Source organism: Sphingomonas yantingensis (assembly GCF_014199325.1).
Lineage (GTDB): Bacteria > Pseudomonadota > Alphaproteobacteria > Sphingomonadales > Sphingomonadaceae > Sphingomonas > Sphingomonas yantingensis.
Genome location: NZ_JACIJJ010000001.1, coordinates 709373 through 726281 on the forward strand (window position 1 = coordinate 709373; position 16909 = coordinate 726281).

The following is a 16909-nucleotide window of genomic DNA, read 5'->3' on the forward strand; positions in this document are numbered from 1 at the left end:
TGTTCGGCGCGGTGAACGGGTTGGCAACCGTTTCCGACAACCATCGCAAGCTTGACGCCGCCGTCACTTTGGATTCGGAGTGCGTTTCCAAGGGAGCCGGGGAAGCCAACGACGATGCCAGTGATCGAAAAGGTGCGCGCGCCGTCGCGCCGCAAGCCCCGCGTCGCGGCCCCGCTGCCGCTCGACACGATCCTGCGCGGCGACTGCGTGGCGGCGATGAAGGCGCTGCCCGATGCCAGCATCGACTGCATCTTCGCCGACCCGCCCTACAACCTGCAACTCGGCGGCGAGCTGTTCCGGCCGGACGGCAGCCATGTCGATGCGGTCACCGACGACTGGGACCGGTTCGACACCTTCGCCGCCTATGACCGCTTCACCCGCGCGTGGCTCAAGGAAGCGCGCCGCATCCTGAAGCCGAACGGCACGATCTGGGTGATCGGCAGCTATCACAACATCTTCCGCGTCGGCACCGCGGTCCAGGACATGGGCTTCTGGATCCTCAACGACATCGTCTGGCGCAAATCGAACCCGATGCCCAATTTCAAAGGCACGCGCTTCACCAACGCGCACGAGACGCTGATCTGGGCGTCGATGGGCGAGAAGGCGCGCTACACCTTCAATTATCGCAGCCTCAAGACGCTCAACGACGAGCTTCAGATGCGCTCCGACTGGGAGTTCGCGATCTGCTCGGGCGCGGAGCGGCTGAAGGGGGAGGACGGGCACAAGGTCCACCCGACGCAGAAGCCCGAGGCGCTGCTCTATCGCGTGATGCTCGCCGCAACGCATCCGGGCGACGTGGTGCTCGATCCCTTTTTCGGCACCGGGACGACGGGCGCGGTGGCCAAGCGGCTGGGCCGCCGCTTCATCGGCATCGAGCGCGAGGAGGCGTACATCGCCGCGGCCGAGGCGCGGATCGAGGCGGCGCTGCCGCTCGACGAATCGCTGCTGCGCACGATGCAGGCACCGCGCAACGCCCCGCGCGTCGCGTTCGGGACGTTGGTCGAGAACGGGATGATCGCGCCCGGCGCGGTGCTGACCGATGCCAAGCGGCGCTGGCGCGTGACCGTGCGCGCCGACGGATCGCTGGCGGGCGACGGTGGCGAGGGGTCGATCCACAAGCTCGGCGCGGCGGTACAGGGTGCGCCATCGTGCAACGGCTGGACCTTCTGGCATATCGAGGCCGAGGGCGGGCTCGCACCGATCGACACGCTTCGCCAGCAATGGCTGCTCGCGACCCAGCCCTGAGCGCCGCCGTGCACCTGCGCCCCGTCCAGTTCGTCGACACGCCCGTGGGCCGCGACGGCGAGGTCGCGCGGCTGGCCGGCGGCCTGCAATGGTTCGCCGGCTATGAGGTGATCGGCGGGGGCGAGCGGCGGACGGTGCCGGTCACCGGCTTCGACGATTTCGTGGCGACGCTGCCCGAGCCGCAGGCCGAGCGGGCCATGCTGCTTGCGCGCCGCATTTCCGCGCCGCGGTCAGCAATCACCGCGGGGGAGCGGGTGCTGCGCTTCGACCAGCCGCAGGTGATGGCGATCCTGAATCTCACCCCCGACAGCTTCTCCGACGGCGGGCGGCACGACGGCGATCCGGCCGCGGCCGCTGCAACGGCGGTCGACATGGCGGCGGCGGGAGCGGCGATCGTCGATGTTGGCGGCGAATCGACCCGGCCGGGTGCGGCGACCGTCTGGGAAGGCGACGAGATCGCCCGCGTCGTGCCCGTCATCGAGCGGCTGGCGGCGAGCGGCACGCCCGTCTCGATCGACACGCGCAAGGCGGCGGTGATGGAAGCGGCGCTGGCGGCGGGCGCACATCTCGTCAACGACGTGTCGGCGCTGCTCTACGACGACCGCGCGGCTGGGGTGGTGGCGCGCGCGGGGGTACCCGTCATCCTGATGCATTCGGCCGATCCGAAGCGCGGGGCCGAGGGGGTGATGGCGGGCGGCAACGCGCTTACCGACACGTTCGACTGGCTCGAGGCCCGGATCGAGGCGGCGGTCGCCGCGGGCATCGACCGCGCGAAAATCCTCGTCGATCCGGGCATCGGCTTCGGCAAGTCGCTGGCAGAGAACATGGTGGTCCTGAACGGCCTGTCGCTGTTTCACGGGCTCGGCTGTCCGCTCCTGCTGGGGGCTAGTCGCAAGCGGATCGTCGGCGCGCTGTCGGGCGAAGCGCCGGTCGAAAAGCGCCTCGGTGGGTCGATCGCATTGGCGCTCAAGGGGGCGGAGCAAGGGGCGCAATGGCTGCGCGTCCATGATGTCGAGGAAAGCGTGCAGGCACTGCGCGTGTGGCGCGGCCTTCGCGACGCAGCGCTTGTCGCGAGGTAAACGACCCCGCCGGATCGGAGCTTCCGGCGCAGCACCCGGTTGAAATTGCGCCGTTTTGGATTGACCCCTTTCAGCGCCGAGCGGCCCTGGCGACCGGATCATCCGAAATGAAGCAAACGGAACATTTGGGGTCCATGTAACTTGCGTCAATATCGTCTCCGGATCGAAACCATCGACAGGGGTGCACGGGATGGAAGGATCGACAAGTTATCTGGGTGCGCTCGACCTTGACGAGCGGGTGGTGGTTGCGATCGGCGATGGCGATGCCGTCGAGCTGATGGCGGAAGCGGCGCGTGCGGCAGGGGCGCGGGTCGCGGGCCGCGTCTCCCTGGCGGAGGGGCCGCGGCGGCTGTCGATGCAGGCGCGGCTTCATGTCGTCGCGCTCGACCTGCCCGCCGGTGAGGCGGATGCGGCGACGATGGCCGTGCTCGACGCGGCGGCGGCGGCGGCGCATCGCCACGATGCACTGGTCGTCGCGGCGTTCCCGCCCGAGGCGATCGACGTGGTCGCGGCGGCACTGGACGGCGTGCGGGCGGAGCTGCTGTGCAATCCGACGCCGATCGACCGGCTTACCGCCTTCGCGCTCGCCGCGCCGCCGTCGCAGACGCTGCACGACGCCGCGCGCGAATCCGACCAGCGGCGGCTGCGCCAGCTGAACGACGAGGTGGCGCGGATCGCCGAGACGCTGGCCCGGCTCGCCCGTTCGGAGCCGGGCACCGCCACGCTGATGACACAAGTCGCCGACAAGGCGCCTGCATTCCGAGCGATGCCCGACGACGGCGAGCCTGCGGTCGATCCCGCGGATATCCGCGCGGCGATCCGTGCGCGCCGGATGCGCGACCAGTTCTTCGCCGGCGACCTGTTCGCCGATCCCGCTTGGGACATGCTGCTCGACCTGTTCGCCGCGCATCTGGAGCATGTGCGCGTCTCGGTCTCCAGCCTCTGCATCGCCGCGTCGGTGCCCGCGACGACGGCGCTGCGCTGGATCACGACGATGCGCGAGGCGGGGCTGTTCGAACGGCACGACGACCCGTTCGACCGCCGCCGCGCCTATGTCGGGCTTAGCGAGACGGCGGTGATGGGGATGCGGCGATACTGCGCGGCCATCCGGCGCGCGGGGCTGTCCATCCCGTGACGCAACGAGTTGCGATCTCGCGGGTTGAACCCCGGTAACAGACGGAGCAAGTCCCGATGAAATCCCGCTATTTCCTTGCCCTGCCGCCGATCGCGCTGCTTGCGGCATGCGGCGGCACCGCCACCGATCAGACCGCCACGACGACCAATACCGGCAACGTCATCCTGAACGACGCGCAGGCCAATTATTCGTTCGAGAACGACGCGGTCCTCAACACCGCCGCCGACGATGCCGCTGCGATGAACGCGATGGGTAACGACATGAACGGCGCGATGCCCGCCAACGGCATGTGACGATGGACGACGGCGAGAAGAAGCAGGTCCGCGACGACTTCGCCGAGGCGGTCAACATGCCGCCGGCCGCGATCGAGAAATTCCTCGATACCGAAGAGTCGAAGTTGGTTGGGCAGAAGAAGGGCGGCGGCGAGAGCGTCGGTCACGCGTCCGGCCGTCGGATCGTCGAGATCAAGCGGACGAAGCAGGCCGACCTTACCGACGACGACTATGCGCACATGAAGAAGGTGGTGAGCTATGTCCGCCGCCATCTGGCCCAAGGCGGGCCGAAGGACGATGCCGAACATTCGGACTGGCGCTATTCGCTGATGAATTGGGGTCACGATCCGCTCAAGGATTGAAGCGGGCGTTTCCCAATCCCTCTTGACCCTTCGTTGCGAGGCGACAACGGTCGCCTCCATGTCGATCCTGCCGCTTGCACTCGCCCTTGTCGCCGCTTCCCCGCAGGAAGCGCCCGCTGCCGCGCCTGCAGACAGCGTCGTCATCACCGCCGACCGGATGATCGATGTCGTCACCGGCAAGGTGATCGAACGCCCCGTCATCGTCGCAGCCAAGGGGCGCATCGTGTCGGTGGTGGGCGAGGGGACGTCGCGGCCCGTCATCCCCGCGGGCGCGCGGCGCATCGACCTGCCCGGCCGCACGCTCGTCCCCGGCCTGATCGACATGCACGTCCACCTGACGAGCAACCCGAAATATGGCGGGTACAGCCGCTATCAGTTCACCGACAGCTTCTGGACCGCGCAAGGCGTCGGCAATGCCGAGCGGACGCTGCGCGCCGGCTTCACCACCGTGCGCAACGTCGGCAGCGACGACTACGCCGATGTCGGGATCAAGCAGGCGATCGAGGAGGGGTGGGTGACCGGCCCTCGCATCGTCCCCGCCGCCTATGCGCTGGGTGCGACCGGCGGCCATTGCGACGAGACGTTCCTGCCGCCCTCCTATGCCAAGAAGTCGCCCGCGGTCGGTGACAGCCCCGAGGAACTGCGCCGCCGCGTGCGCGAGCAGCGCAAATACGGGGCCGAGATCATCAAGGCGTGCGCGACCGGCGGCGTGTTCAGCCGCAATACCGAACCGGGCGTCCAGCAATTGAGCCTCGATGAGCTGAAAGCGATCGCCGATGAGGCGCATTTCTGGAAGCTGAAGGCCGCCGCGCATGCGCACGGCGCCGACGGCATTCGCGCCGCGATCGAGGCGGGGTTCGACACGATCGAGCATGTGAGCTTCATCGACGATGCCGGGATCAAGGCGGCGAAGGCGAAGGGCACCTTCCTCGGCTTCGACATCTACAACACCGAATATACGCTGTCGGAGGGCGAGAAGAACGGCGTCCTGCCCGAGAATATTGAGAAGGAGCGCCGCGTCGGCACGATCCAGCGCGAAAACTTCCGAAAGGCGGCTCAGGCGGGCGCGCGGATGATCTTTTCGACCGATGCGGGCATCTATCCGCACGGCGACAATGCGCGCCAGTTCGCGGTGATGGTCCGCTACGGCCTGACCCCGCTGCAGGCGATCCGGGCGGCGACCTCGAATGCGGCCGAAGCGCTGGGGCGTAGCCAAGACGTGGGGGCGATCGCGGTCGGCCGCCATGCCGACATCGTCGCGGTGGAGGGCGACCCGCTGACCGATATCCGCACGCTCGAAAAGCCGGTCGCCGTCATCAAGGGCGGTGAGGTCGTGGCCGGGGCGGTGGCGCCATGAGCGTCATCGCCACCCTCGCGCTGCTTCAGGTCGCCGCGGCGTCGCCGGCCCCCGTGCCGGCGACGCCCGACCTAGGCGCCAATCTGGAGCGGTTCGACTATCCCTTCACCGTCGAACGGCTGCGTGTGTCCATGGGCGGCGAGGTGGCGCAGATGGCGTTCATGGACGTGCGCCCGGAGACGGCGAACGGCCGCGTTGCGGTGCTGCTGCACGGCAAGAACTTCTGCGGGGCGACGTGGGAAGCGGCGGCGCGGATGCTCGTCGCGCGCGGCTGGCGGGTGCTGATCCCCGACCAGATCGGCTTCTGCAAGTCGGACAAGCCGGCGGGCGCGCAATACACACTGTCGGGCCTCGCGGCGAACACCGCGCGGCTGATGAAGGCGCGCGGGATCGGCCGGGCGGTGATCGTCGGCCATTCGATGGGGGGCATGCTCGCCGCGCGCTTCGCGATCGACCATCCCGAGCTCACCGACCGGCTGGTGATGGTCAATCCGCTCGGCCTGTCGGATCGCGCGGCGGAGGGCGTGCCCTATCGCCCGCTCGCCGACCTGATCGCCGACGAGCGCAAGACGACCGCCGCGACGATCAAGGCGTATCAGCTCGCCAATTACTATCACGGCGAATGGCGCCCGGCGTACGACCGCTGGGTGCGGATGCTGGCCGGCCAGTCGGCGGGGGCAGGGCGCGAGGCGGTGGCGACCGCGCAGGCCAAGACCAGCGAGATGATCTTCACCCAGCCCGTCGTCTATGGCTTCGGCCGGATCAAGGCGCCGGCGACGGTGATCGTCGGCACCCGCGACACGACGGTGTTCGGCAAGCGCCAGGCACCCGCCTCGCTCCAGCAGTTCCTGAAGCCGATCCCCGCAATCGCCCCGGCGGCCGTCGCGAAGATCGCGGGCGCACGACTGGTCCGGCTCGACGGGGTGGGCCACGCGCCGCAGGTCGAGGCGCCGGACCGCTTCCACGAGGCATTGCTCGCCGCGCTCGGCTGACGGCGCGGGCGCGGGCGGGGCGGTGTTGACCGTCCCCCATGCCCCGCGTATAGGCCCGCCGGTTCCTGTCGGGGTCTTTCGAGTCACGACCGGACATGCGCTGAACGTTGCTGGAGACGTCAAAGGCCTGGGCGCACGCGTCCGGGTCGTTTTCGTATTCGCTCGTAAAGGGCTCCAGCAAAGTAACCATTTGGAAGGTGAAGGGCTTCATGCCGACGATCAACCAGCTGGTCCGCAAGGGCCGCGAACCGCAGAAGGCCAAGTCGAAGGTCCCTGCGATGGACCAGAACCCGCAGAAGCGCGGTGTCTGCACCCGCGTCTATACGACGACCCCGAAGAAGCCGAACTCGGCGCTTCGCAAGGTGGCCAAGGTCCGTCTGACCAACAGCCGCGAAGTCATCTCGTACATCCCGGGCGAGGGCCACAACCTGCAGGAGCACTCGGTCGTGCTCATCCGCGGTGGCCGTGTCCGCGATCTTCCCGGCGTTCGCTACCACGTCCTTCGCGGCGTGCTCGATACGCAGGGCGTCAAGGATCGCAAGCAGAGCCGCTCGAAGTACGGCGCCAAGCGTCCGAAGTAATCGCCATAGTAAGCGCCGGACAGGTTCCGGGTTCGCTGAAGTTCTAGAAGGAAATCTGAGATGGCACGTCGTCGTCGTCCCGAAAAGCGGGAAATCCTGCCTGATCCCAAGTTCGGAGATCAGGTCCTGTCGAAGTTCATGAACAGCGTCATGCTGGACGGCAAGAAGGCCGTTGCCGAGGGCATCGTCTACACCGCGCTCGAGACCGTCGAGAGCCGTGCGAAGCGCGATCCGATCGGCGTGTTCCACGACGCGCTCAACAACATCAAGCCGGGCATCGAGGTCCGCAGCCGCCGCGTCGGCGGTGCGACCTATCAGGTTCCCGTCGAGGTGCGTCCCGAGCGTGCGCAGGCGCTGGCGATCCGCTGGCTCATCACCTCGGCCCGCAACCGCAGCGAGAACACCATGTCGGCGCGCCTGTCGGGTGAGCTGCTCGACGCCGCCAACAATCGCGGCAACGCGGTCAAGAAGCGCGAGGACACGCATCGCATGGCCGAAGCGAACCGCGCCTTCTCGCACTATCGCTGGTAATGACTATATAGGGGGCGAGGCTTCGGCCTTGCCCCCATTCCCCGTTCGTCCCGAGCGCAGCCGCGGGACCGCCACGAGCCGATGCTCGCGGTTCCTTGCGACTTCGGTCGCGACGAACGGCACCGATTTTCAATTCGCCCCCGCCGCCATTCGGCACCAGGAGTAAGATCATGGCCCGCAGCCATCCGCTCGAGCGCTATCGCAACATCGGCATCATGGCGCACATCGACGCCGGCAAGACGACGACGACCGAGCGCATCCTCTACTACACCGGCAAGTCCTACAAGATCGGCGAGGTCCATGAGGGCACCGCGACGATGGACTGGATGGAGCAGGAGCAGGAGCGCGGCATCACGATCACGTCGGCCGCCACCACCTGCAAGTGGAAGGCCGAGGACGGCCAGGGCCCCGAGCACCTGATCAACATCATCGACACGCCGGGCCACGTCGATTTCACGATCGAGGTCGAGCGTTCGCTGCGCGTGCTCGACGGCGCGGTCGCGTGCTTCGACGGCGTTGCCGGCGTCGAGCCGCAGTCTGAGACGGTGTGGCGTCAGGCGGACAAGTACCGCGTGCCGCGCATGTGCTTCGTCAACAAGCTCGACCGCACCGGCGCCGACTTCTACTTCTGCGTGCAGTCGATCATCGACCGCCTCGGCGCGAAGCCGGCGGTGCTGTATCTCCCGATCGGCATGGAAGGCGGCTTCAAGGGCCTGGTCGATCTGGTCGAGAACCGCGCGATCATCTGGCTCGAGGAGAGCCTGGGCGCGAAGTTCGAATATCAGGAGATCCCCGAGGACCTGAAGGAAAAGGCCGCCAAGTATCGCAGCGACCTGATCGAGCTGGCCGTCGAGCAGGACGATGCTGCGATGGAAGCGTATCTCGAGGGCAACGAGCCCGATTCGAAGACGCTGAAGGCGCTGATCCGCAAGGGCACGCTCGACATGACCTTCGTGCCGGTCGTCTGCGGGTCGGCGTTCAAGAACAAGGGCGTGCAGCCCCTGCTCGACGCGGTCGTGGACTATCTGCCGAGCCCGCTCGACGTGCCCGCCATCGCCGGCGTGAAGCTGGACGGCGAGACCGCGGACGAGCGTCCCTCGTCGGACGACGCGCCCTTTTCGGCGCTGGCGTTCAAGATCATGAACGATCCGTTCGTCGGCTCGCTGACGTTCGCGCGCATCTATTCGGGCGTGCTCACCAAGGGCAGCTACCTGAACTCGGTGAAGGACAAGAAGGAAAAGATCGGCCGTATGCTCCTCATGCACGCGAACTCGCGTGAGGACATCGACGAGGCGCGTGCGGGCGACATCGTCGCGATCGCGGGTCTCAAGGAGACCACGACGGGCGACACGCTGTGCGACCCGGCGAACCCGATCATCCTCGAGCGGATGGAGTTCCCCGAGCCGGTGATCGAGCTTTCGGTGGAGCCGAAGACCAAGGCCGACCAGGAGAAGATGGGCATCGCGCTCAATCGCCTCGCCGCCGAGGATCCCTCGTTCCGCGTGTCGACCGACCACGAGAGCGGCCAGACGATCATCAAGGGGATGGGCGAACTCCACCTCGAGATCCTCGTCGACCGCATGCGCCGCGAGTTCAAGGTCGAGGCCAATGTCGGCGCGCCGCAGGTGGCTTACCGTGAGTATCTCGGCAAGCCGGTCGACATCGACTACACGCACAAGAAGCAGTCGGGCGGCACCGGTCAGTTCGGCCGCGTCAAGGTCAAGCTGACGCCGGGCGAGCGCGGTTCGGGCTTCGTCTTCAAGGACGAGATCAAGGGCGGTAACATTCCGAAGGAATATATCCCCGCGATCGAGAAGGGCTTCCGTGAGACCGCGGCGACGGGTTCGCTCGTCGGCTTCCCGATCATCGACTTTGAGGTGCTGCTGTATGACGGCGCGTACCACGACGTCGACTCGTCGGCGCTGGCGTTCGAAATCACCGCACGTGCGGCGATGCGCGAAGCGGCGCAGAAGTCGGGCATCAAGCTGCTCGAGCCGATCATGAAGGTCGAGGTCGTCACCCCCGAGGATTATCTCGGCGACGTCATCGGCGACATGAACAGCCGCCGTGGCCAGATCCAGGGTACTGACACGCGCGGCAACGCGCAGGCCGTGACGGCGATGGTCCCGCTGGCGAACATGTTCGGCTATGTGAACCAGCTGCGCTCGTTCACGCAGGGCCGCGCGAGCTACTCGATGCAGTTCAGCCACTATGACGAGGTGCCCGCCAACGTCGCCGACGAAGTGAAGGCGAAGCTGGCGTAAGCCCAAGGCGCACGGAGGCAGGCTCGCCTGTCTCCGAGACGCCGAACGGCCGGCCGGTGCCGGGCACAGCCCGGCGTCCGACGACAGCGGATTTACTCCGCTGTCGGCCCGACCGGGGGCTGGCGCTCGATGAAAACACCCGTTAAGGGGCCGCGTTCGCGTGGCGCCCTTACCGGCCGCGAAATTGATCCAGAAGGTAGGAAATCATGGCGAAGGCAAAGTTCGATCGGTCCAAACCGCACCTCAACATCGGCACCATCGGTCACGTCGACCATGGCAAGACGTCGCTGACGGCTGCGATCACCAAGATCCTCGCAGAGAACGTCGCGGGTAACGCTGCGGTCGACTTCGCGAACATCGACAAGGCGCCGGAAGAGCGCGAGCGCGGCATCACGATCTCGACCGCGCACGTCGAGTACGAGACCGAGTCGCGTCACTATGCGCACGTCGACTGCCCCGGCCACGCCGACTATGTGAAGAACATGATCACCGGCGCGGCGCAGATGGACGGCGCGATCCTGGTCGTGGCGGCCACCGACGGCCCGATGCCGCAGACCAAGGAGCACATCCTGCTCGCCCGCCAGGTCGGCGTGCCCGCGATGGTCGTGTTCCTCAACAAGTGCGACCTGGTCGACGACGAGGAAATCCTCGAGCTGGTCGAGATGGAGGTCCGCGAGGAACTGTCGAAGCGTGACTTCGACGGCGACAACATTCCGATCATCCGTGGCTCGGCGACCGCCGCGCTCAACGGTTCGGACGAGAAGCTGGGCAAGGACGCCGTCCTTGCGCTCATGGCCGCCGTCGACGAGTCGATCCCGCAGCCCGAGCGTCCGCTCGACAAGCCGTTCATGATGCCGATCGAGGACGTGTTCTCGATCTCGGGTCGCGGCACCGTCGTCACCGGCCGCGTCGAGACCGGCGTCGTCAAGGTCGGCGAGGAAGTCGAGATCGTCGGCATCAACGACACCCGCAAGACCACGGTCACGGGCGTCGAGATGTTCCGCAAGCTGCTCGACCAGGGCATGGCCGGCGACAACATCGGTGCGCTGATCCGCGGCGTCGGCCGTGAAGAGGTCGAGCGTGGCCAGGTGCTCTGCAAGCCCGGCTCGATCAAGCCGCACACCGACTTCCAGTCGGAAGTGTACGTGCTGTCGAAGGACGAGGGTGGCCGTCACACGCCGTTCTTCGCCAACTATCGTCCGCAGTTCTACTTCCGCACGACCGACGTGACCGGCACGATCGAGCTGCCCGAGGGCACCGAGATGGTCATGCCGGGCGACAACGTCGCGCTGGGCGTCAAGCTCATCGCGCCGATCGCCATGGACGTCGGCCAGCGCTTCACCATCCGCGAGGGCGGTCGCACCGTCGGCGCAGGGGTTGTCAGCGCCATTTCGAAGTAATATAGGCGCGAGCCTTGCCGGGGCGGGGTGACTCGCTCCCGGACTTCAGGACAGCGGCCGGACCGAGCAATCGGTTCGGCCGTTGCCTTTTTATGAGGGCAGGGTGCCTCGGCGCCCGCTCAACCAGTCAGTCGCGTAGAAACAGTATGAGCCCGGTCACGGGCCCGCTCTTTCGCATCGGTAGGGACACATGGACAACAACATCCGTATTCGCCTGAAGGCGTTCGACCATCGCGTGCTCGATCAGGCCGCTGGCGACATCGCCGACACCGCGCGCCGCACCGGCGCCCTGATCCGTGGCCCCATCCCGCTGCCCACGCACATCGACAAGTTCACCGTCAACCGCGGCCCGCACATCGACAAGAAGTCGCGCGAGCAGTTCGAGACGCGCACCTACAAGCGCCTTCTCGACATCGTGCAGCCGACCGCGCAGACGGTCGATGCGCTGATGAAGCTGGACCTTGCCGCCGGCGTCGACGTCGAGATCAAGCTGGCCTGATCGGCCGCTTCGCGCCTTCGGGTCTGCGGTTGACGATCTCACCTGCATTCCCTAAAGGCGCTGCTTCCGCAGGAGATGATTCTCCGGCGTGTTGAGAATCGCTCCCGGAGCGGTGCTCACGAAAGCAGGGATACCGGCCAGTCACCGACTGGCGCCTGAGTCCCCGTCTTTCGCTTTTAACCGAAGCGAAAACCTGGCCCTGACGGGGGCACTTGAAATTGGGCTGGCCCTTCGGCGGTGACGCTGGGGGGTCTTTTCGTTGGCACGCTCCCCCCGGGGAGCCTCTGTTGTGGGAAGGAATACGCATCATGCGCACTGGCGTGATCGCGAAGAAGATGGGGATGACCCGCCTGTTCCAGGACGACGGCCGGCACGTGCCGGTGACCGTTCTGGCGCTCGAGGGCGTCCAGGTGGTTGCACAGCGCACCGCCGACCGTGACGGCTATGTCGCCGTCCAGATCGGTGCCGGCACCGCCAAGGCCAAGAACGTCGCCAAGCCGCAGCGCGGCCACTTCGGCAAGGCCGAAGTCGAGCTGAAGGCGCAGCTTTGCGAGTTCCGCGTCGCTGACGATGCGATGCTCGACGTGGGTGCCGAGATCGGCGCCGACCACTTCGTCGCCGGCCAGATGGTCGACGTGTCGGGCCGCACGCAGGGCAAGGGTTTCGCCGGCGCCATGAAGCGCTGGGGTTTCGGGGGCCTTCGCGCCACGCACGGCGTGTCGCTGAGCCACCGTTCGCATGGTTCGACGGGTAACCGCCAGGATCCGGGCAAGGTCTTCAAGAACAAGAAGATGGCCGGTCACATGGGCGACCGCGAGCGCACGCAGCAGAATCTCGAGATCGTGTCGACCGACGTCGAGCGCGGCCTTCTGTTCGTGAAGGGCTCGGTGCCCGGGCACAAGGGTTCGTGGCTGGTCGTCAAGGACGCGGTCAAGGTCGCGCGCCACAAGGATGCGCCGTACCCGGCCGGCCTGCGCCAGGTCGCAAACAACAACGACGCCGCCGCCGACACGCCCGCCACGGGTGCTGACGACGCTGCGGCGACCGACGGCCAGGAGGGCTGAACGTGAAGGTCAAGGTCCAGACCCTCGACGCCGCCGACAAGGGCGAGATCGAGCTCAACGACACCGTGTTCGGCGTCGAGCCGCGCGCGGACATCCTGCACCGCGTCGTCACCTGGCAGCTGCACAACCGCCGCGGCACCGCGCGTCCGACGCGCGAGCGTTCGGAAGTGTCGCGCACCGGCAAGAAGTTCGGTCGCCAGAAGGGCGGCGGTACCGCCCGTCACGGCGACCGCGCCGCGCCGATCTTCATCGGCGGTGGTAAGGCTCACGGTGCACGGCTTCGCGACTTCAATTCGAGCCTGAACAAGAAGGTTCGCGCGCTCGGCCTGAAGATGGCGCTGTCGAGCCATGCGGCTGCCGGCACGCTGGTCGTCCTCGACGACCTCAACGTCGCCGACGCCAAGACCAAGGCGATGACCGGCACGCTGTCGAAGCTCGGCTTCGGCAAGAAGGTGCTGGTGATCGACGGCGAGGCGGTCGAGAACGGCTTCGCGCTGGCGACCCGCAACCTGTCGGGCGTCAATGTGCTGCCGGCGATCGGCGCCAACGTCTATGACATCCTGAAGCACGACACGCTGGTCCTGACCCGCGCTGCCGTCGAGAAGCTGGAGGCGCGCTTCAATGGCTAAGAAGGGCAAGGCTGCGATCGACGTGCGTCATTATGACGTGATCGTCGCGCCGCACATCACCGAGAAGGCGACCCTCGTTTCGGAGGCCAACGCCGTCGTGTTCAAGGTCGCGAATGACGCCACCAAGCCGCAGATCAAGGCGGCGGTCGAGGCGCTGTTCGACGTGTCGGTGACGGGCGTCAACACGATCGTCCAGAAGGGCAAGACCAAGCGCTGGAAGGGCGTCCCCTACAAGCGCACGGACATCAAGAAGGCGATCGTCACGCTGAAGGACGGCGATTCGATCGACGTCACGCAGGGGGTCAACTGACCATGGCGCTGAAGAACTACAATCCGACGTCGCCGGCGCGTCGCGGCCTGATCCTGGTCGACCGCTCGGCGCTGCACAAGGGCGGTCCCGTCAAGGCGCTGACCGAGGGCAAGCGCAAGACAGGCGGCCGCAACAACAAGGGCCATGTGACCAGCCGCGGCATCGCGGGCGGCCACAAGCAGCGCTATCGCATCATCGACTTCAAGCGTCGCAAGTGGGACGTCGAGGGCACGGTGGTGCGTCTCGAATACGATCCCAACCGGACGGCGTTCATCGCGCTGGTGAACTACGGCACCGAAGAGGCGCCCGAGTACACCTACATCCTGGCGCCGCAGCGTCTCTCGCCGGGCGACAAGGTCGTCGCTGGCAAGAAGACCGACGTGAAGCCGGGCAACGCGATGGAGCTCGGCCAGATGCCGGTCGGCACGATCGTCCACAACGTCGAGATGAAGCCCGGCAAGGGCGGTCAGATCGCGCGTTCGGCGGGCACGTACGTGCAGGTCGTGGGTCGCGATCGCGGCATGGTCATCGTCCGCCTGAACTCGGGCGAGCAGCGCTATGTCCGCGCCGACTGCATGGCGACGGTGGGTGCGGTGTCGAACCCCGACAACGGCAACACCAACCTGGCGAAGGCCGGCCGCAATCGCTGGCTCGGCAAGCGTCCGCTTACCCGCGGCGTCGCCAAGAACCCGGTCGATCACCCGCACGGCGGTGGTGAAGGCCGGACCTCGGGCGGCCGTCATCCGGTCACGCCTTGGGGCAAGCCGACCAAGGGTGCGCGCACCCGCCACAACAAGGCGACGGACAAGTTTATCATCCGTAGCCGCCACGCGAAGAAGAAGGGCTAAACGATGGCTCGTTCGGTTTGGAAGGGTCCGTTCGTCGAGCTCAGCCTTCTCAAGAAGGCAGAGACGGCACAGGACGCCGGCGGTCGCGGTGGCCCGATCAAGACGTGGTCGCGCCGCTCGACGATCCTGCCGCAGTTCGTCGGCCTGACGTTCAACGTCTACAACGGCCGCAAGTTCGTGCCGGTGTCGGTCAACGAAGAGATGGTCGGCATGAAGCTGGGTGAGTTCGCGCCGACGCGCTTCTTCCCCGGTCACGCCGCGGACAAGAAGGGCAAGCGCTGATGAGCAAGGAAAAAGCTCCCCGCCGCGTCGCCGATAACGAAGCGCTGTCGGTCGGCACGCAGATCCGCGGTTCGGCGCAGAAGCTGAACCTGGTCGCGGGCCTGATCCGCGGCAAGCGGGCCGGCGACGCCCTCAACATCCTCACCTTCTCGAAGAAGGCGATGGCAGAGGACGCGCGCAAGGTTCTCGCTTCGGCGATCGCCAATGCCGAGAACAACCACAACCTCGACGTCGACGCGCTCGTCGTCGCCGAGGCGTCGGTCGGCAAGTCGATCACGATGAAGCGGTTCCACACCCGTGGCCGCGGCAAGTCGACGCGCATCCTCAAGCCGTTCTCGCGGCTGCGGATCGTGGTTCGTGAAGTGCAAGAGGAGGCCTGATCCATGGGTCACAAGAGCAATCCGATCGGCCTTCGCCTTCAGATCAACCGCACCTGGGACAGCCGCTGGTTCGCCGAGGGCGCTGACTATGGCCGGCTGCTGCTGGAGGATCTGAAGATCCGCCAGTACATCATGAAGACGCTGAAGCAGGCGGCGATCTCGAAGGTCGTGATCGAGCGTCCGGCCAAGCTGTGCCGCATCTCGATCTATGCCGCCCGTCCGGGCGTCATCATCGGCAAGAAGGGCGCGGACATCGAGAAGCTTCGCAAGAAGCTGGGCACGATGACCGCTTCGGACGTGTCGCTGAACATCGTCGAGATCCGCAAGCCGGAAGTCGATGCGCGCCTCGTCGCGCAGGGCATCGCCGACCAGCTCGAGCGTCGTATCGCCTTCCGCCGCGCCATGAAGCGTGCGGTGCAGTCGGCGATGCGCCTGGGCGCAGAAGGCATCCGCATCAACTGCGGCGGCCGTCTGGGCGGCGCCGAGATCGCGCGTTCGGAATGGTATCGCGAAGGTCGCGTGCCGCTCCACACGCTGCGTGCGAACATCGACCATGCCGAGGCCGAGGCCCACACCGCGTACGGCGTGTGCGGCGTCAAGGTCTGGATCTTCAAGGGCGAGATCCTCGGCCACGATCCGCTGGCCACCGATCGCCTGAACCTCGAATCGCAGACCTCGGGCGTTCGCCCGGCGCGCGACGACCGTAGGAACTAAGTCCGATGCTGCAACCGAAGCGCACCAAGTTCCGCAAGGCCTTCAAGGGCCGGATCAAGGGCGAGGCCAAGGGCGGCGCGACGCTGAACTTCGGCGCCTATGGCCTGAAGGCCATGGAGCCCGAGCGGATCACCGCGCGCCAGATCGAGGCGGCTCGCCGTGCGATCACGCGCCACATCAAGCGTCAGGGCCGCCTTTGGATCCGGGTGTTCCCGGACCTTCCGGTCTCGTCGAAGCCGGCCGAAGTCCGCATGGGCTCGGGCAAGGGCGCGCCCGAGTTTTGGGCCGCTCGCGTCAAGCCGGGCCGCATCCTGTTCGAGCTGGACGGCGTTCCCGGCCCGCTCGCGGCGGAAGCGTTCGAGCGTGCGGCGATGAAGCTGCCGATCAAGACCAAGGTCGTCGCTCGCCTCGGCGACACGTCGCACCTGGAGGGCTGAACATGACCAAGGCAACCGATCTGCGCGCCAAGAGCGACGATCAGCTGGGCGAGGACCTCGGCAACCTGAAGCGCGAGGCGTTCAACCTCCGCTTCCAGGCCGCGACGAGCCAGCTCGAGAAGTCGAGCCGCGTGCGCGAAGTGCGCCGCGACATCGCGCGCATCAAGACGCTGCAGAACGAGCGTTCGCGCTCGGACTCGAAGTAAGGAAGGGACCGACATGCCGAAGCGTGTGCTGACCGGGGTGATCGTCTCGGACAAGACCGACAAGACGGTGGTGGTGAACGTCGAGCGCAAGGTGAAGCACCCGCTCTACGGCAAGATCATCCGCCGCTCGAAGAAGTACCATGCCCATGACGAGGGCAACGAGTATCGCGAGGGCGAGACCGTGCGCATCGAAGAGACCGCGCCGATCTCGAAGCTGAAGACCTGGAAGGTCGTGGCGCGGGTCAACACCCACGCGACGCCCGAAGAGGTCGCGGCGGAAGCCACCGCGTAAGCAAAACTGCCGCCGGTCCGCCGGTGGTTG

At 66.8% G+C, this 16909-nt stretch carries 22 protein-coding genes; all 22 read left to right on the plus strand.

Annotated features, from left to right (window positions below):
• Positions 1-114 precede the first annotated feature (114 nt).
• The 22 genes from FHR19_RS03570 to rpsQ all read left to right on the plus strand — a co-directional run bounded on the left by FHR19_RS03570 (position 115) and on the right by rpsQ (position 16879).
• Positions 115-1245 carry a site-specific DNA-methyltransferase gene (locus tag FHR19_RS03570; protein ID WP_184024439.1) on the plus strand — a complete coding sequence of 377 codons (1131 nt, stop codon included), beginning with the start codon at positions 115-117 and terminating at the stop codon, positions 1243-1245.
• Positions 1221-2324: a dihydropteroate synthase gene (folP, locus tag FHR19_RS03575; protein ID WP_184024441.1), complete on the plus strand. Its 1104-nt coding sequence runs from the start codon at positions 1221-1223 to the stop codon at positions 2322-2324. The genes FHR19_RS03570 and folP overlap by 25 nt, the downstream gene beginning before the upstream one ends.
• Positions 2325-2514: 190 nt before the next feature.
• Entirely contained in the window at positions 2515-3459 is a 945-nt protein-coding gene (locus FHR19_RS03580; RefSeq protein WP_184024444.1) for a helix-turn-helix domain-containing protein, read from the plus strand.
• 56 nt (positions 3460-3515) lie between these two features.
• The gene (locus FHR19_RS03585) at positions 3516-3752 is read left to right on the plus strand and encodes a hypothetical protein (RefSeq protein WP_184024447.1); all 237 of its coding nucleotides are present in this window, start codon (positions 3516-3518) and stop codon (positions 3750-3752) included.
• A gap of 2 nt (positions 3753-3754) precedes the next feature.
• On the plus strand, positions 3755-4093 hold the full coding sequence (locus FHR19_RS03590; RefSeq protein ID WP_184025830.1) for a DUF3140 domain-containing protein: 339 nt from the start codon (positions 3755-3757) through the stop codon (positions 4091-4093).
• Between the two features lie 58 nt (positions 4094-4151).
• A complete protein-coding gene (locus FHR19_RS03595; protein WP_184024450.1) occupies positions 4152-5450 on the plus strand; it encodes a Xaa-Pro dipeptidase in 1299 nt (432 codons plus the stop codon).
• The gene (locus FHR19_RS03600) at positions 5447-6442 is read left to right on the plus strand and encodes an alpha/beta fold hydrolase (protein ID WP_184024453.1); all 996 of its coding nucleotides are present in this window, start codon (positions 5447-5449) and stop codon (positions 6440-6442) included. The genes FHR19_RS03595 and FHR19_RS03600 overlap by 4 nt, the downstream gene beginning before the upstream one ends.
• A 209-nt stretch (positions 6443-6651) precedes the next feature.
• The gene (gene rpsL / locus FHR19_RS03605; protein WP_184024456.1) at positions 6652-7023 is read left to right on the plus strand and encodes a 30S ribosomal protein S12; all 372 of its coding nucleotides are present in this window, start codon (positions 6652-6654) and stop codon (positions 7021-7023) included.
• 60 nt (positions 7024-7083) lie between these two features.
• Complete coding sequence (rpsG, locus tag FHR19_RS03610) at positions 7084-7554, plus strand: 30S ribosomal protein S7 (RefSeq protein ID WP_184024458.1); 471 nt, start codon at positions 7084-7086, stop codon at positions 7552-7554.
• A 170-nt stretch (positions 7555-7724) separates the two neighbouring features.
• Complete coding sequence (fusA, locus tag FHR19_RS03615) at positions 7725-9818, plus strand: elongation factor G (protein ID WP_184024460.1); 2094 nt, start codon at positions 7725-7727, stop codon at positions 9816-9818.
• A 206-nt stretch (positions 9819-10024) separates the two neighbouring features.
• Positions 10025-11218, plus strand: a complete 1194-nt coding sequence (gene tuf / locus FHR19_RS03620; RefSeq protein WP_184024463.1) for an elongation factor Tu — start codon at positions 10025-10027, stop codon at positions 11216-11218.
• 190 nt (positions 11219-11408) lie between these two features.
• Complete coding sequence (rpsJ, locus tag FHR19_RS03625) at positions 11409-11717, plus strand: 30S ribosomal protein S10 (protein ID WP_096343765.1); 309 nt, start codon at positions 11409-11411, stop codon at positions 11715-11717.
• A 308-nt stretch (positions 11718-12025) separates the two neighbouring features.
• Entirely contained in the window at positions 12026-12781 is a 756-nt protein-coding gene (rplC, locus tag FHR19_RS03630; RefSeq protein WP_184024466.1) for a 50S ribosomal protein L3, read from the plus strand.
• Between the two features lie 2 nt (positions 12782-12783).
• Entirely contained in the window at positions 12784-13410 is a 627-nt protein-coding gene (gene rplD, locus FHR19_RS03635) for a 50S ribosomal protein L4 (RefSeq protein WP_184024469.1), read from the plus strand.
• Complete coding sequence (locus FHR19_RS03640; protein WP_184024472.1) at positions 13403-13720, plus strand: 50S ribosomal protein L23; 318 nt, start codon at positions 13403-13405, stop codon at positions 13718-13720. The genes rplD and FHR19_RS03640 overlap by 8 nt, the downstream gene beginning before the upstream one ends.
• Before the next feature lie 2 nt (positions 13721-13722).
• Positions 13723-14568, plus strand: coding sequence for a 50S ribosomal protein L2 (rplB, locus tag FHR19_RS03645; protein ID WP_184024475.1), 846 nt, complete (start codon positions 13723-13725; stop codon positions 14566-14568).
• A gap of 3 nt (positions 14569-14571) precedes the next feature.
• Positions 14572-14850 (plus strand): 30S ribosomal protein S19, encoded by a 279-nt coding sequence (gene rpsS / locus FHR19_RS03650; protein ID WP_184024478.1) that lies wholly within the window; start codon positions 14572-14574, stop codon positions 14848-14850.
• The gene (rplV, locus tag FHR19_RS03655; RefSeq protein WP_184024481.1) at positions 14850-15230 is read left to right on the plus strand and encodes a 50S ribosomal protein L22; all 381 of its coding nucleotides are present in this window, start codon (positions 14850-14852) and stop codon (positions 15228-15230) included. The genes rpsS and rplV overlap by 1 nt, the downstream gene beginning before the upstream one ends.
• Before the next feature lie 3 nt (positions 15231-15233).
• Entirely contained in the window at positions 15234-15944 is a 711-nt protein-coding gene (gene rpsC, locus FHR19_RS03660; protein WP_184024484.1) for a 30S ribosomal protein S3, read from the plus strand.
• Between the two features lie 5 nt (positions 15945-15949).
• Positions 15950-16381: a 50S ribosomal protein L16 gene (rplP, locus tag FHR19_RS03665; RefSeq protein WP_184024486.1), complete on the plus strand. Its 432-nt coding sequence runs from the start codon at positions 15950-15952 to the stop codon at positions 16379-16381.
• 2 nt (positions 16382-16383) lie between these two features.
• The gene (gene rpmC / locus FHR19_RS03670; RefSeq protein ID WP_184024489.1) at positions 16384-16587 is read left to right on the plus strand and encodes a 50S ribosomal protein L29; all 204 of its coding nucleotides are present in this window, start codon (positions 16384-16386) and stop codon (positions 16585-16587) included.
• A gap of 13 nt (positions 16588-16600) precedes the next feature.
• Positions 16601-16879 carry a 30S ribosomal protein S17 gene (rpsQ, locus tag FHR19_RS03675; RefSeq protein WP_184024492.1) on the plus strand — a complete coding sequence of 93 codons (279 nt, stop codon included), beginning with the start codon at positions 16601-16603 and terminating at the stop codon, positions 16877-16879.
• The last annotated feature ends 30 nt before the right edge of the window (positions 16880-16909 follow it).

Bases quoted from the DNA above. Each gene is read 5' to 3' on its own strand.
- fusA (WP_184024460.1), top strand. From the start codon at position 7,725: ATGGCCCGCAGCCATCCGCTCGAGCGCTATCGCAACATCGGCATCATG.
- rplB (WP_184024475.1), top strand. From the start codon at position 13,723: ATGGCGCTGAAGAACTACAATCCGACGTCGCCGGCGCGTCGCGGCCTG.
- FHR19_RS03600 (WP_184024453.1), top strand. From the start codon at position 5,447: ATGAGCGTCATCGCCACCCTCGCGCTGCTTCAGGTCGCCGCGGCGTCG.
- FHR19_RS03595 (WP_184024450.1), top strand. From the start codon at position 4,152: ATGTCGATCCTGCCGCTTGCACTCGCCCTTGTCGCCGCTTCCCCGCAG.
- FHR19_RS03580 (WP_184024444.1), top strand. From the start codon at position 2,515: ATGGAAGGATCGACAAGTTATCTGGGTGCGCTCGACCTTGACGAGCGG.
- rpsJ (WP_096343765.1), top strand. From the start codon at position 11,409: ATGGACAACAACATCCGTATTCGCCTGAAGGCGTTCGACCATCGCGTG.
- rpsG (WP_184024458.1), top strand. From the start codon at position 7,084: ATGGCACGTCGTCGTCGTCCCGAAAAGCGGGAAATCCTGCCTGATCCC.
- rpsC (WP_184024484.1), top strand. From the start codon at position 15,234: ATGGGTCACAAGAGCAATCCGATCGGCCTTCGCCTTCAGATCAACCGC.
- FHR19_RS03585 (WP_184024447.1), top strand. From the start codon at position 3,516: ATGAAATCCCGCTATTTCCTTGCCCTGCCGCCGATCGCGCTGCTTGCG.
- rpmC (WP_184024489.1), top strand. From the start codon at position 16,384: ATGACCAAGGCAACCGATCTGCGCGCCAAGAGCGACGATCAGCTGGGC.
- rpsL (WP_184024456.1), top strand. From the start codon at position 6,652: ATGCCGACGATCAACCAGCTGGTCCGCAAGGGCCGCGAACCGCAGAAG.
- FHR19_RS03640 (WP_184024472.1), top strand. From the start codon at position 13,403: ATGGCTAAGAAGGGCAAGGCTGCGATCGACGTGCGTCATTATGACGTG.
- rpsS (WP_184024478.1), top strand. From the start codon at position 14,572: ATGGCTCGTTCGGTTTGGAAGGGTCCGTTCGTCGAGCTCAGCCTTCTC.
- folP (WP_184024441.1), top strand. From the start codon at position 1,221: ATGGCTGCTCGCGACCCAGCCCTGAGCGCCGCCGTGCACCTGCGCCCC.
- FHR19_RS03590 (WP_184025830.1), top strand. From the start codon at position 3,755: ATGGACGACGGCGAGAAGAAGCAGGTCCGCGACGACTTCGCCGAGGCG.
- FHR19_RS03570 (WP_184024439.1), top strand. From the start codon at position 115: ATGCCAGTGATCGAAAAGGTGCGCGCGCCGTCGCGCCGCAAGCCCCGC.
- rplC (WP_184024466.1), top strand. From the start codon at position 12,026: ATGCGCACTGGCGTGATCGCGAAGAAGATGGGGATGACCCGCCTGTTC.
- tuf (WP_184024463.1), top strand. From the start codon at position 10,025: ATGGCGAAGGCAAAGTTCGATCGGTCCAAACCGCACCTCAACATCGGC.
- rplP (WP_184024486.1), top strand. From the start codon at position 15,950: ATGCTGCAACCGAAGCGCACCAAGTTCCGCAAGGCCTTCAAGGGCCGG.
- rplV (WP_184024481.1), top strand. From the start codon at position 14,850: ATGAGCAAGGAAAAAGCTCCCCGCCGCGTCGCCGATAACGAAGCGCTG.
- rpsQ (WP_184024492.1), top strand. From the start codon at position 16,601: ATGCCGAAGCGTGTGCTGACCGGGGTGATCGTCTCGGACAAGACCGAC.